Here is a 12,840-nt window from a genome sequence, read left to right as displayed (position 1 = left end):
GTCAGGTTGGCGCATCAAAATCGCGCATCAAAAGCCGCTGATCCGTGGCAGCCACAGGGCCAGTTGAGGCCAGAAAATGACTGCTGCGATGGCAGCGACGAAGCTCAGGAAGAACCAGCCGACCCAGCGGAACGTGGACTCGATGGGCACCTGGGCGATGCGGCAGGCCACCAGCAGGTTGACCGCGAGCGGCGGCGTAAACTGACCCAGGGCCATGACCATGGTCAACAGCACCGCGAACCACACCGGGTCCCAGCCGAAGTGCTTCACCAGCGGGGTCAGCAGCGGCAGGAACACCATGAAGACGGTCACGCCCTCCAGGAAGATGCTGATGACCTTGATGAGGATCAGCGTCAGAACGAGCGCCCCGATGGGGCCGAGGCCCAGTGAACTCAGCCAAGCAACGACAGGGTCGGCAACACCCAGCGTATTGATGCAGTAACCGAACACGCCGGTGAAGCCCACGATAATCAGGATGACAGCGGAAATCTTCGCGCTCTCCGCGAAGATGTCGTAGAGGTCGGCCAACCCGATAGTTCGGTGGATAAAAATGCCGATGAAGAGCACCCACACCGCAGCCACCACTGCTGCCTCCGTCGGCGTAAACAGGCCCGCGCGCATGCCCCCGAGGATCAGCACGGGCGTCACCAGCCCCCAGCTGGCTTCGCGCAGGCTTTTCCAGAAAGGGGGGCGCGGCAGCTTCGCCTCGACAGCGCCGAACTGGCGGTGCCGCGAGATGAGCCACGCGGGCAAGATCAAGGCCAGCCCGGCCAGCACGCCGGGAATCAGGCCCGCAGCGAACAGCGCTGGCAGCGAGACGCCCGGCACCATGACGCTGTAGATCACGAACGCGAGCGACGGAGGAATGAGAATGTCGGTGGCCGTCGCCGAGCCGATAACCGTTGCGGAAAACGCAGGGGGATAGCCCGCGCTGCGCATCGCGCCCAACATGACGGCCCCGATGGCACCAGCAAGTGCCGCGCCCGATCCCGAAATGCCGCCCAACACCATGGCAACCAGGATGGCGGCGATCGGCAGCATGCCCGGCCCGCGCCCCAGCACTGCCATGGCGAACGTGACCATGCGGGACGCCACGCCGGAGCGGTCGAATGCACAGCCGACCAGAACGAACATCGGCAAGGCGAGCAGCGGGTACTTGGCGATGCTGGCATCGAAACTCTGCTGCAGTGTGTACAAACCCCACCAGGGCATGTCCGCCCCCATGAGAACGACCACCGCTGTACCGCTGAGTCCTAGGGAAAATGCGATCGGGACTCCAGCGAGCATCAGCCCGAAGAACAGCCCCAGGAGAACGATGGCTTCGGTCACAGCTCGGCCTCCTGCGATGCCTTGGCAGTGCCTGCACCTCGGCTCTTGCTCCAGTGTGCGCCGATGGCCCGCAGCGCCACCGGCACCGCCAGCACGCTCAGGATGCCCGTGTACCACCAGCGCGGCAGACCCAGGCCGGTAGAGGTCTCTTCAAACTGGAACTCTTGCCAGCCCGTCCGCGCCAGCAGCACGGCCAACAGCGCGAAGAGCAGCACGGTGGCGACCGTCGTCAGCCAGGCCAGCAGACGGCGGCGAACCGCGGAACCGCCTGCATAAAAAAACTCGATCCGGATATGCGCATCCTGGGCGGCGACGGCCGCAGTCCCCGCCAGCGCCAGGGCTACCAGCAGGAAGACCGAAAACTCCTCGGTCCACGCCAGGGATTGGCTGGTCACGTAGCGCGCGACCACATTGGTCAACGTGATCAGGAGCAGCAGCGCCATGATGACTGCGCCGAGCCGCTCCTCCAGAGCGTGTTTTTTCCGTGCAGTTTTTGATGCGCGCATTAGAATGGTACTCCAGATGAATTTGGGATACCATTTGGCCATCTCAGGGTACCAATGTCAATCAACTCGATACCGAGAAGCAGCTAGGACAAACCCTAGGAAGAGCTCCGTGAAGACAGCGGATACAACACCGAAGAAGAGCTCCTAGTGGTACCGTTGAGCTTTATAAAGTTCTATCAACGATGGCCGCGACCAATGAAAAAGTTTCTTGATGACGAGGCGTTCCATGCGGAACTGACCAACCTGTTTCTGTCGGAAGGCATGCGCGCACTCACCGTGGGAAGCATCGCTGCACGTCTGCGATGCTCTAGACGTCGCCTCTACGAGCTTGCGCAGACGAAGGAGGAGCTCTTTTGCCAAGTAACCCAGCGACACTTTGACACCGCGCTGGCGGCTGGTGACGCTGTGCTTGAGCACGCACAGGGCGACCTCGCCGAGATACTGACGCAGTATTTATGGGTTGGAGCAAAAGCAGGTGCTCAACTCAGCACGCCCTTCTTGGAGGATCTCGAAGCATTTCCCGAGGCCAAGAAGATCTTTGACAACTATCAGAATTTACGTGTCGCACACGCGCAAGGACTCATAGAACAAGGCATACGCCAGGGCATTTTTGTGCCTTGCCACACCTTGCTCGTCATTGAAGCCTTACGGTCGGCGGGGCAGAGATTGAGACATCCAGACTTCCTGACCCAAGCAGGCTTGACGATGGATCAAGCTTTTGAAGAGTTCTACCGCATCTTCCTTGGCGGACTTCTAGCGCAACGCCCGGCCGGCGCCGCAAAGGAGCAGCAAACGCGACGTCAGCCAGCGAAGGCCCGCCAACAGGTGCAATGAAACGCTGGCTGCGCGCTACCAGTTCTGTCGCCGCTGCCGCCTCGGCCTCGACGTATACCTGGCCCTCGCCCTCGTCCACGCCCAGCATCTGGGCTGCGCGCATGCTTGGCGGGCACGCGGGGAGCGCTTGCTCGCCTACGCCAACACGGGGATTCACCTAGCTGGAATGCAGTAAATTTACTTTAGAGTAAGTTCATTTACTTCATGCAATTTTCCATTGGTCTGGCATCCACCCTAGAACCACTTGCAGGAGACGCGCGTTGGAAGACATATTTATAGTTGGAGTGGGAATGACCCCATTCGGTCGGCATCCCGATAAGGACATCAAGCAGCTCACGCGCGAGGCGACCGGGGCCGCGCTTGTGGACGCGGGGATACGACAGGACGATCTGCAGGCCGCCTTTTTCGGCAATACCTCCCAAGGTCACATGGAGGGTCAGCACATGATCCGCGGGCAGATCGCCTTGCGCGCCATGGGGATCGGCCACATTCCCGTGGTGAACGTCGAGAACGCCTGTGCCAGCGGATCGTCCGCGTTCGTGCTGGCCTGCAACCATGTCCGTTCAGGTGCCGGCGATGTGGCGCTAGCCATCGGCGCGGAGAAGATGTTTTCCACCGACAAGCAGAAGATGTTCTCGGTCTTCGACAGCGCCTGGGATCTGTCCCGGGCTGCGGAGAATCGTGAGGAACTGATGAAGCTCGGGCGCGATGTGGGGTCTCCTCGTTTTCAGTGCAATAAGTGACGGTACGAAAAGCTAGCACTGGCGCGGAGGTGGTGTTGGTAGATCGTTGATTTCATTGACTTTCCTGTTCACTTTCAAATCTGCGATTCGTGGCGTCAAACCGTGGTCGGTTTCATCCATTGGTGCCAGTTATCGATGCATTTGGCCGCGAAGGCAGGATTTGGTCAGCATAGCGGTCAACCGGGAAGCGAAACACACCCCGCAAGTTGATGCTCTCCAGCCTGGTGGGCGCAATCTTCCCGATCAGTTCCGGTGGAATGACCTGGCGGCGGTTCGACCAGCGATCCAGGACCGCCTGCATCTGTGAGGTATTCCACGCCATCACGATGTTGGCCATCAGGCTCAACGCATCGGCCACAGCCTGCATTTCATCGACACGTTTGGCCTGCGCCGGGCTGATCCGGCCGGTATAAATGGCGCGCTTGAGGGCGTTAACAGCCTCGCCCCGATTGAGCACCCGGCGCAACTCGTTCCTGAAAGCGTCCTTGACAAAGTAGTCAGCCAAAAACGCCGTACGCAGCAACCGCCCCAATTGCACGCCAGCCTCATAGATTGGATCGCCCTGGGCGGCAGAACCGAACCGCGCAAGAGCTGCCACCGCACTGGCATGTCCGCTCATGACCGAGGCTGCCAGGTGCACCAGACTATCCCAATGCTTTTCGATCAAAGCGACGTCGACATTGGCTTCGCACACCGCAGCGATTTCTGCGGGCACTTTGGTGCCGCGTGGCACAAAGAGGTGGCGCTGTTTGAGTTCCTTCAACCGCGGGCAAAGATCAAAACCAAGCAAACGGGCATGTGACATGGCAAAGTCGGTGTAGCCATGGGTATCCACAGCAAGCTGGCTGGTCTCCAGCTTTTCTTGGCGGATGACACCTTCAATGGCCACGCCCGCCTGGCGCTCATTGAGCACAAAGGGCTGCGCATGGAAGATGCCCCACCGGTCTTTTACATGGGAGTAGATTCCAATGGAAGGTGTGTTGCGCCGAGGATCAAGCCGGGCTTGCCACACCCGTTTGGTGGTCTCCATGCTCATCATGTCAGAAGATGCCAAATCGGACCGCCCCCAGGTGGCGGCAATCGGGTGTCGCTGCATGAATTCCAGCACAGCCTGGCAGGCCTGGCTCAGACGCCGTTCGTCCCGCGCCCAGCGCATGGCCTGGCGAATGCTGGTGGCAGACAATTGCGGAATCATGCGCGCGCATTCGACCGCAGTCAGACTGGTGCCGTGGGCCATGATGCCGGCATAGACCATCAGCAGCTCGTCGGTAGAGCGCGGCTCACGTCCGAGCATGATCCAGCTAAAGCGCACCTGGGCGTCAACGGCCAGAATCACTTCCGGCAATTGAACCTCACCGATGCGGTGATCCAAAGCCGCGCGCAGCTTGGTCACTTCTGGGTCTTCGTCCTCTGCGGGCAATGGCGACAAATGGAGTTCATCATCCACGCGCAGTACGCCACTGCGGGCTGCAGCGGCCACCGCATCGACACCGGCAGTTACTCTGGCCAGCAAAGGCTTCAAGAAAGTGGCAGCCTTGCTGGGTAACGATAGACGGGCATAGTGTTTCTTGGACTCTGCCTGCCAACGCTCGTCCGTGAAGAACAAGCGCGCACGACCCCGAAAGCTCAGGCTGTGCTCAATCCAGACCGAGCCATTGCGCACCGCGCGGCGCAGGGCAAACAGGGTGGCCACCTCCAACGCCTGAAACGCCCGTTCCCGGTCTGGGCTGGAGATCGAAACCTGCCAGATCATTCCCAGACTTGGTGCCACCACTTCAACTGGCAGCTTTCTGGATCCTTTGAGATATAAAGCTTGCAGCTTGGCAAGGTACTCGATGGCAGGATGCTCGCCGGTGGCCTGCCAGGGCAGCTTTGCAATGGCGACGAGCAACGACCGCACGGGGCGAATTCCATCAATCAATCCCTCGCGGACCAGGGAGGCCCTGCTCGGTGGTTTGCGTTTCTGGGTTTCGGTGATCAAGGCTTCAAGACGGGCACGCAACTCAGCATCTGGCACCGCACCTTGCGCGCTCAAGGCAACAAGTTCGCCGAGCAGCGTTTTGTACATTGCGGCCCAATTGACGGTAGCGGGGACATCGGCGGCAGCCTGACGCCACAGATCGGCGATCCGGCGCTGCACCATAAGGATCAACTGGTCTGTGGTGGTGAACAGGCAATACCGAAGAAAGCATGCGACCTCCACGGTGCGCGCTGGCTCTTTGATCTTGGCTCCGGCTGAGGGCGGCCTGGAGACAAGTCGGCGCGCGTAGCGGCGCAAGATGAGATCGGGGATGTCTGCCAGGTGCTTATGAACGTCCAGCGTGTAAAGCAGGTCGATGCGCTCCAGTACCTCGCTGATTTGGCGGGTTGAGTGTTTCGCCGGTGCAGCCCATAGCCAACTCTGCTGGGTTTGTCCATCTGGGCGCAGCTCTGAAACTGAGGCTCGCCAGCGATCAAGTGTTGCTGGATCAACGCTGGCGGCGATGGCGGTGCCTGTTTCAACTTCAAGCTGGGCAAGTGCCGCCGCAATCAGTGTCCGAATTGCCCGCTCGTGCACGATCACCAGCTTGTTCTTGTACAGCCATTGACGCGCCCGCACGAGTACTGGAATTACCCGAAAGGCACCGAGCAAACGCCCACTCATGCGCAGGAAACCAATATGGAGCGCCAGACCAAGCTTGTGGGAATCACCTCGGCGTGCATTGATTGCGTCGCGCTCGGCACCATCGAAGGTGAAAAATGCCTTCATCTCGAAGTCGCTGATATCGCGGGGGAGCCCACGCATCCCCAAAAACGTTGTGTGCCAACCCTGCATCGTGAACCTCAAAAGTGGGAGGCCACCATACCCGTTTACAAAGCGAACAGGAAAGTCAATGAAATCAACGGTCTACCCAGACCACCCCCGCGCCAGTGCTAGCTTTGCGTACCGTCACTTATTGCACTGAAAACGAGGAGACCCCGATCCTGAAGATTGCTTGCGCCTTGAACTTGGAGGAGTCGACGAGGACATTGACGGACTGGGCCGCGTCCACGAAGGCTCGATTCATCGCTGACTCCTCGGGCGTCAGCATGCCGATGCCCCCGGTCGCGGAGATCCCGTGGACGCCCAGGAAGGCCGCTCTGACCGTGATGTCCTCGAATGCACCTGTTTCGAGGCGGCCCACACTCGTCATCTTCTGAAAGTCCACGGTGCCCTGCAGGAGATGGACAGTGGCGTTTCTGCTCTTGGCCAGCTCCATGGCGACGGTCAGTCCGTTGGTGACGACATGAAGGTGGTGATGACCTCGCAGAGCTTCCGCGAGGTGCCTGCACGTGGTACCGCCGTTGATGAGGATGCAGTCGCCGTCCGACACTGATTGCGCGGCCAGCTCCGCGATGGCTCGTTTCTCGCGGTAGTTTTCCCTCTCGCGCTCCGCGTAGCTAACACTCTCGTACCGCGCCCAACCCTCTGCATACACCTCATTGCCGGGAATCGCGCCCCCTCGCGTGCGGGCCAGCACGCCACGCTCCTGCAATTCGATGAGGTCACGGCGGACAGTGATCGGCGATGTCTGAAAACGCTCCGCCAGCACGCTGACTTCGACGACGCCGCCCCCTTGCAAAAGGGCGACGATTTCTTTCTGGCGAGCTGCTTTGAGCATCTGTTTTCTTGCATTTCAGGACGGTTGACGCGCCACGCGCGCACGGGATCGATGCGGAAACTGTACCGCCCGTATTTGTCATGAGTTTGACTCATCATGTTCGTAGCATTCAGGACATGAACACTAACGATCAAATACGAACAGTCGTCTTTGATGTCGATGGAACCCTTTTCGACACCTTGCCCACCCTCGCAGCCGCGGCCAATGAGGTGCTTGTGCTCGCCGGATTGCAGGCCGTCGAGCCGCAGCATCTTCGTCCTGCCTTGAGCCAGGGCATCACCGCCCTCTTCCAGAGCGCGCTCCGGCTTCAGGCGGCGTCTGTGCCGCTCGCGCTGGCCTCGCGACTCGAAGATGCCTTCGCGCACCGCTACGCATCGCACTGGCTGCACCAGGCCGTGGTGTACGACGGCGCTCTCGATCTGCTGTCGATGCTTCGTTCGCAGCGCATCGCCCTGGGCATCTGCACGAACCGCGATCAAGACTCCACACGCACGCTGCTGGACAAGGCAGCACTGACCGGCTTCTTCGACGCGATCGTGGGCCTGGGCGACACCGAGCATCCCAAGCCGGACGCCGCGCCGTTGCACCTCGCACTGACCCAGTTGGGCGCGACGCCGCAGACAGCGCTCTTCGTCGGGGACTCCGGCATCGACGCGGCATGCGCTCAGGCGGCTGGCGTACCGCTGGCGGCTCACCTGGGCGGCTACGCCGCGGACCCTGACGACTTGCGCCCCTGCACCGTGGCGTTTTCAGACTACGCAGAATTCCACAGCTGGATGGCCGCCCGGACATCGACTCAGTCAACGACGGAGACGAATCACCATGTCTGACATCCAGATCTCGGGCCTGACCAAACGCTACGGCAACGCGGCCGTTCTTCAGGAACTCGACCTGACCGTGCGCGACGGCGAGTTCCTCACCTTGCTGGGCGCGTCCGGTTGCGGCAAGTCCACCTTGCTGAAGCTGATCGCCGGCCTGGACACGCCCGACACCGGCACGATCCGCATGGGAGACCGCGACCTGCTCGCCCTGTCACCCAGCGCACGGGACTGCGCGATGGTGTTCCAGTCCTATGCGCTGTACCCGCACATGACCGTGCGCGAGAACATCTCGATGCCGCTGGTGATGCGCGGCCTGGGGTTCTGGGGTCGCCTGCCGGGGGCACGCCTGGTATCCCCCGGGGTGCGCCGCCGGCTCGCCGACATCCATGCCAGCGCACATGAAGTGGCCCGGCGACTCACCATCGACGGGTTACTCGATCGTAAGCCGGCGCACCTGTCGGGCGGCCAGCGCCAACGCGTCGCCCTGGCGCGCGCGATGGTTCGCCACCCCTCCGTGTTCCTGTTCGACGAGCCCCTTTCTAATCTGGACGCCAACCTTCGCCATGCGCTGCGTGCCGAGATCCGGCAGCTTCACGACCAGTTGGGCGTGACGTTCATCTACGTCACGCACGATCAGCACGAAGCCATGTCCATGTCGGACCGTGTGGCGGTCATGCGCGAAGGCCGCATCCTTCAGGTGGCGCCACCCGAAGATCTGTACATGCGGCCACAAAGCCTCGAGGTGGCTCGATTCGTCGGCGCACCGCGGATCAACGTCGTGCCGGGCGACATCCTCGCCAATGGCGAGATCCATTGCCTGGCGCAACGCATCGCAGATACCGCGGGGAACGGCGGGCCCTGCCGTGTCGCCTTCCGGCCGCAGGCTGTCACCTTGGCAAAGGCGCCGGGCCTCACCGTGCGCGGCGTGGTTGGCCATGTGGAATACGCGGGTGCCGAATTGATGGCCACGCTGACCCTGCCGAGCCAGGGGGAAGCCTGCATCGTCTGCCTCCCGGCTGGCACGGCAGCGCACGCAGGGGCCGAGTTCGAGGTCACGGTCCCGTGGGAAGCCCTGCATGTCTTCGACGCCGGCGGCCAGCGCATGTCGATCGGTCGATGCGACACCCTGAAGCGAGTGGCCTGAAAGCCGAGCATGCGCGCCCATCCTCTTTCCACCGTTTCACTTCTCGCGCCCGCGGGCCTTCTTGCGACGCTTCTGCTGTTCATACCCGTCCTTGCCGTATTTCTGATGTCGCTGACCGATTGGCAGTTCGGCGCCACCACCCTGAACTGGGTCGGCCTGCAGAACTACGCCGAACTCTGGTCGGACGCGGTGTTCCGCAAGTCTGTGGCCAACACCCTTGTCTACCTCGTCCTGGTCACCGGGGGATCGATCACGCTGGGCCTGAGCCTCGCCTTGTTGATCGAATCCGATCGATCGGGACGCGGCTTCTACCGCACAGCCTTTTTCATGCCGGCCGCATCGACGCTGATCGCAATGGCGTTCGTGTGGGAGTTCCTGCTGCATCCGAGCGCCGGGCTCGTCAATCACCTGCTCCAGCAGGTCGGCGTCGCACCCCAGAACTGGCTCAACGACCGCCACCTCGCGCTGTACTCGCTCGCCGCGATCGGCATCTGGCAGATGTCGGGGCTTGCCCTGGTGTTCTTCCTGGCCGGGCTGCAAGGAATCCCCCGCGACGTGCGCGATGCGGCGGAACTCGACGGCATCGAGCGCCCCTTCGATCGATTCCGCTTCGTCACCTGGCCGTTGCTGGGCCCCACCACCCTGTTCGTCATCACCGTGTGCGCCATCCGCGCCCTGCAGGTCTTCGACACCGTGCATGTGCTCACGAAGGGCGGGCCGAACAAGGCCACCGAGGTGCTGCTCCACACGATCTACACCGAAGGTTTCAGCTTCTTCCGCATGGGCTACGCCAGCGCCATGACGGTCGTCTTCATTGCAGGCATCTTCCTCTTGACCCAGATCCAGCACGCCGCGCTGGAGCGCAGGACGCACTACGCATGAAACGTCTTTCCCCTTCCTTTCGGATTCTTCGCCACGTGGTGCTGATGGTCGTGGCCCTGGTCTTCCTGATGCCGTTCATCTGGATGGTGCTGACCTCGCTCAAGCCTGCCGACGAAATCTTCGGCAGCGAGATTCATCTTTTTCCGACGCGCTTCGCTGCAGTGGAGAACTACACCCTCGCGCTAACCAAGGTCCCCTTGCTGCGCTACCTGTGGAATGGCGTGCTCGTCTGCGCGGGCATCCTGGTGCTGCAGATCCTGGTGGCACTGCCTGCCGCCTACGCCTTTGCCAAGCTGTCGTTCCGTGGCAAGCCGTGGGCTTGGCGCTTGGTGATGCTGGCGCTCATGGTGCCATACCAAGCCACGGCCATCCCCCTCTACGTAATGCTGTATCACGCCGGTCTGCTCGACTCGATGGCCGCGCTCATCCTGCCTTTCAGCGTGTCCGCGTTCGGCATCTTCCTGATGCGGCAGTTCTTTCGCACCGTGCCCGACGACCTGATCCACGCCGCGCGGCTCGACGGCATGGGTGAGTTGGAGATCGTCTGGCGCGTGATGCTGCCCACGGCCATGCCTGCCTTGCTGGCGTTCTCGATCTTCTCGGTGGTCTGGCATTGGAACGACTACTTCTGGCCACTGCTGGTCATCAATTCACCCCATCTGGCGACGCCGCCGTTGGGAACCATGTTCTTCCGCAATGAGGAAGCAGGCAGCGCGTTCGGTCCGCTGATGGCCGGCACGGTGCTGATCACGGCGCCGCTGGTGCTGTTGTTCGTCGTCGCGCAAAAGCGCTTCATCGAAGGTGTGACGCTCACCGGCGTCAAAGGTTAAACCGCAAGGAATCAAGCAATGAAACAACTGTTTAAGAAAACCGCCGCACTGGCCGTGTTAATGACCACCGGCCTGGCACAGGCTCAGCAACCGACTGAGATCGTGATCGACTACGCGTACGCTGATCTCTTCAAAGAGGTCCATGAATCAATCGCAAAAGACTTCATGGCGAAGTTCCCCCAGTACAAGGTCACGTTCCGTGCGCCCACGTCTGACTACGAGGTCGCGGCACAACAGGTTCTGCGCCAGGCCGTCACGGGCCAGCTCCCCGATGTGTCTTATCAGGGCCTCCATCGTCTGCGCGTGTTTGCCGACCGTGGGCTCGCTGTCGACCTGACGCCCTTCATCAAGGCGGAGAAGGGCTGGGCGGGGATGGGTTACGACCAAGCGTTGCTTTCACTGGGGCAAGTCAAGGGTCAGCAGGTCGGCATCGGCTTCGCGCTGTCTACACCCGTCATCTACTACAACGCCGACCTGATGCGCAAGGCGGGCGTGGAGCCCGATCGCTTTCCCATGAACTGGGATGCCATCATGAACGCGGCCAAAAAGTCGAAGGCGGCAACGCCCGGCACCGAGAGCCTTCACGTCGAGTGGGACATCACGGGCAACTGGATGTGGCAGGCGCTGGTCTTCAGCAACGGCGGCACCATGTTGACCGCCGACGAGAAGAAGGTGGCCTTCGACGGCCCCGCAGGCAAGGCCGCCATCCAGACACTAGAACAGCTCGTCAAGCAGGGTGAGATGCGCAACATCTCCTATTCGGCCGCCTCGCAGGACTTCGTGAGCGGCAAGCTCGCGGTACTGGCGACAACCACTGCGCGCCTGGGCAGCATCACGAAGCAGGTGGGAGGCAAGTTCGAGATTCGTACCGCCCGCATGCCCGTTGCCAAGGACGGCCGACTGCCGGCCGGCGGCAATGCAGCGATGATGTTTTCCAAGGATCCTGCCAAGCAGGCCGCTGCTTGGGAATACATCAAGTTCGCCACCGGCCCGCTGGGCGCGACGACCATGGTCAAGGCAACCGGCTACTTCCCGGCCAACACGTTGCCAGCGACCGACCCGAACCTGCTTGCGCCCTTCTACAAGGCAAACCCCAATCATCTGACCGCCATCGCGCAGATGCCGGTACTCACCGGCACGTACGCGTTTCCGGGTGACAACGGCTTCAAGATTACCGACGTAATCAAGGATCACCTCCAGACCGTGGTTTCGCAAGAGGTGCAACCCGCCGTTGCCCTTAGCGAGATGAGCAAGGCCGTCCAGGCATTGCTGCCGCGCTGAGTGCAAGGCACGACCATGCACAAGTTCATCCACATCACGGACATTCATCTTGTCGAGCAGGGTCGCGCCCTCTACGGCCATGACCCCGGCAAACGGTTCGAGCGCTGCATCGACAGCGTGATCGCCGAGCACGCGGACGCAGCGTCTTGCGTGATCACGGGCGACCTCGCACATGTCGGGCACCCGGACGCCTACCGCCAGCTGTCGGAGCAATGCGCGCGGTTGCCAATGCCGGTTCATCTGATTCTCGGCAACCACGACAGCCGGACCAACTTCCGCGAGCGCTTCCCACAGGTGCCGGTGGACAGCAATGGGTTCGTCCAGTACGAGCAGGCCATCGGGAGGTTCAGGGGTCTGTTTCTGGATACCAACGAACCGGGAACGCATTGCGGCGTCTTCTGCGAGCAACGGGCAAACTGGCTTTCCCAGCGCTTGGCGGAGGATGATTCACCGGTGCTCCTGTTCATGCATCATCCGGCATTCCACCTTGGCATCCCGGTCGCGGATCGAATCGGATTGGTCGACAACGAATGGTTGCTGACAGCACTGAAGGGCCACGCGCATCGCATCAAGCACCTGTTCTTCGGCCACATCCACCGGCCCATCTCGGGCACCTGGCGCGGCATCCCGTTCTCGACATTGCGCGGAACCAACCACCAGGTGGCGCTGCACCTTCGGGAATCGGAAGACATCCCGGGCAGCTTCGAGCCGCCACAGTACGGCGTCGTGCTGCTCGACGAGGATTCGGTGCTCGTGCACCTGCATGACTTTCTCGATCGCAGCGAGCGATTCTGGTTGGGCGCATAGCCCAAATACAGGGCCGGCATGC

General features: G+C 61.5%; 12 protein-coding genes. 8 read left to right on the top strand and 4 right to left on the bottom strand.

What is annotated here, in order from left to right; all coding sequences use genetic code 11:
* Window positions 1–27 precede the first annotated feature (27 nt).
* Window positions 28–1,287 carry a TRAP transporter large permease gene (locus tag AC23D4_RS19670; protein ID WP_242455481.1) on the bottom strand — a complete coding sequence of 420 codons (1,260 nt, stop codon included), beginning with the start codon at window positions 1,285–1,287 and terminating at the stop codon, window positions 28–30.
* A 38-nt stretch (window positions 1,288–1,325) separates the two neighbouring features.
* Window positions 1,326–1,877 (bottom strand): TRAP transporter small permease, encoded by a 552-nt coding sequence (locus AC23D4_RS19665; RefSeq protein WP_162016943.1) that lies wholly within the window; start codon window positions 1,875–1,877, stop codon window positions 1,326–1,328.
* Between the two features lie 153 nt (window positions 1,878–2,030).
* On the opposite strand from AC23D4_RS19665, the gene AC23D4_RS19660 reads away from it, so the two are divergent.
* On the top strand, window positions 2,031–2,669 hold the full coding sequence (locus AC23D4_RS19660; RefSeq protein WP_162016944.1) for a TetR/AcrR family transcriptional regulator: 639 nt from the start codon (window positions 2,031–2,033) through the stop codon (window positions 2,667–2,669).
* Window positions 2,670–2,959: 290 nt separating this feature from the next.
* Window positions 2,960–3,412, top strand: coding sequence for a thiolase family protein (locus tag AC23D4_RS19655; protein ID WP_472887381.1), 453 nt, complete (start codon window positions 2,960–2,962; stop codon window positions 3,410–3,412).
* Between the two features lie 112 nt (window positions 3,413–3,524).
* Here AC23D4_RS19655 and AC23D4_RS19650 read toward each other — a convergent pair whose 3' ends face one another.
* Complete coding sequence (locus AC23D4_RS19650) at window positions 3,525–6,227, bottom strand: Tn3 family transposase (protein ID WP_196996221.1); 2,703 nt, start codon at window positions 6,225–6,227, stop codon at window positions 3,525–3,527.
* A 118-nt stretch (window positions 6,228–6,345) separates the two neighbouring features.
* Window positions 6,346–7,053, bottom strand: coding sequence for a DeoR/GlpR family DNA-binding transcription regulator (locus tag AC23D4_RS19645; protein ID WP_274923534.1), 708 nt, complete (start codon window positions 7,051–7,053; stop codon window positions 6,346–6,348).
* Window positions 7,054–7,169: 116 nt separating this feature from the next.
* On the opposite strand from AC23D4_RS19645, the gene AC23D4_RS19640 reads away from it, so the two are divergent.
* Genes AC23D4_RS19640 through AC23D4_RS19615 form a run of 6 tightly spaced genes read left to right on the top strand, consistent with a single transcriptional unit; the run spans window position 7,170 to window position 12,818 of the window.
* Window positions 7,170–7,883: an HAD family hydrolase gene (locus AC23D4_RS19640; protein ID WP_487623654.1), complete on the top strand. Its 714-nt coding sequence runs from the start codon at window positions 7,170–7,172 to the stop codon at window positions 7,881–7,883.
* On the top strand, window positions 7,876–9,018 hold the full coding sequence (locus tag AC23D4_RS19635) for an ABC transporter ATP-binding protein (protein WP_487623653.1): 1,143 nt from the start codon (window positions 7,876–7,878) through the stop codon (window positions 9,016–9,018). Before AC23D4_RS19640 ends, AC23D4_RS19635 begins: the two co-directional genes overlap by 8 nt.
* A gap of 9 nt (window positions 9,019–9,027) precedes the next feature.
* The gene (locus tag AC23D4_RS19630) at window positions 9,028–9,900 is read left to right on the top strand and encodes a carbohydrate ABC transporter permease (protein ID WP_031942802.1); all 873 of its coding nucleotides are present in this window, start codon (window positions 9,028–9,030) and stop codon (window positions 9,898–9,900) included.
* Between the two features lie 44 nt (window positions 9,901–9,944).
* Window positions 9,945–10,730: a carbohydrate ABC transporter permease gene (locus AC23D4_RS19625; RefSeq protein WP_199731507.1), complete on the top strand. Its 786-nt coding sequence runs from the start codon at window positions 9,945–9,947 to the stop codon at window positions 10,728–10,730.
* 18 nt (window positions 10,731–10,748) lie between these two features.
* On the top strand, window positions 10,749–12,011 hold the full coding sequence (locus tag AC23D4_RS19620) for an ABC transporter substrate-binding protein (RefSeq protein WP_487623652.1): 1,263 nt from the start codon (window positions 10,749–10,751) through the stop codon (window positions 12,009–12,011).
* 15 nt (window positions 12,012–12,026) lie between these two features.
* Window positions 12,027–12,818, top strand: coding sequence for a phosphodiesterase (locus tag AC23D4_RS19615; RefSeq protein WP_487623651.1), 792 nt, complete (start codon window positions 12,027–12,029; stop codon window positions 12,816–12,818).
* Window positions 12,819–12,840 lie beyond the last annotated feature (22 nt).

The organism is Hydrogenophaga sp. L76 (genome assembly GCF_057654755.1).
This window is presented reverse-complemented; position numbering and strand designations above follow the sequence as displayed.

Bases quoted from the DNA above. Each gene is read 5' to 3' on its own strand.
- AC23D4_RS19670 (WP_242455481.1), bottom strand. From the start codon at position 1,287: ATGCTCGCTGGAGTCCCGATCGCATTTTCCCTAGGACTCAGCGGTACA.
- AC23D4_RS19665 (WP_162016943.1), bottom strand. From the start codon at position 1,877: ATGGCCAAATGGTATCCCAAATTCATCTGGAGTACCATTCTAATGCGC.
- AC23D4_RS19660 (WP_162016944.1), top strand. From the start codon at position 2,031: ATGAAAAAGTTTCTTGATGACGAGGCGTTCCATGCGGAACTGACCAAC.
- AC23D4_RS19655 (WP_472887381.1), top strand. From the start codon at position 2,960: ATGACCCCATTCGGTCGGCATCCCGATAAGGACATCAAGCAGCTCACG.
- AC23D4_RS19650 (WP_196996221.1), bottom strand. From the start codon at position 6,227: ATGCAGGGTTGGCACACAACGTTTTTGGGGATGCGTGGGCTCCCCCGC.
- AC23D4_RS19645 (WP_274923534.1), bottom strand. From the start codon at position 7,053: ATGCTCAAAGCAGCTCGCCAGAAAGAAATCGTCGCCCTTTTGCAAGGG.
- AC23D4_RS19640 (WP_487623654.1), top strand. From the start codon at position 7,170: ATGAACACTAACGATCAAATACGAACAGTCGTCTTTGATGTCGATGGA.
- AC23D4_RS19635 (WP_487623653.1), top strand. From the start codon at position 7,876: ATGTCTGACATCCAGATCTCGGGCCTGACCAAACGCTACGGCAACGCG.
- AC23D4_RS19630 (WP_031942802.1), top strand. From the start codon at position 9,028: ATGCGCGCCCATCCTCTTTCCACCGTTTCACTTCTCGCGCCCGCGGGC.
- AC23D4_RS19625 (WP_199731507.1), top strand. From the start codon at position 9,945: ATGGTCGTGGCCCTGGTCTTCCTGATGCCGTTCATCTGGATGGTGCTG.
- AC23D4_RS19620 (WP_487623652.1), top strand. From the start codon at position 10,749: ATGAAACAACTGTTTAAGAAAACCGCCGCACTGGCCGTGTTAATGACC.
- AC23D4_RS19615 (WP_487623651.1), top strand. From the start codon at position 12,027: ATGCACAAGTTCATCCACATCACGGACATTCATCTTGTCGAGCAGGGT.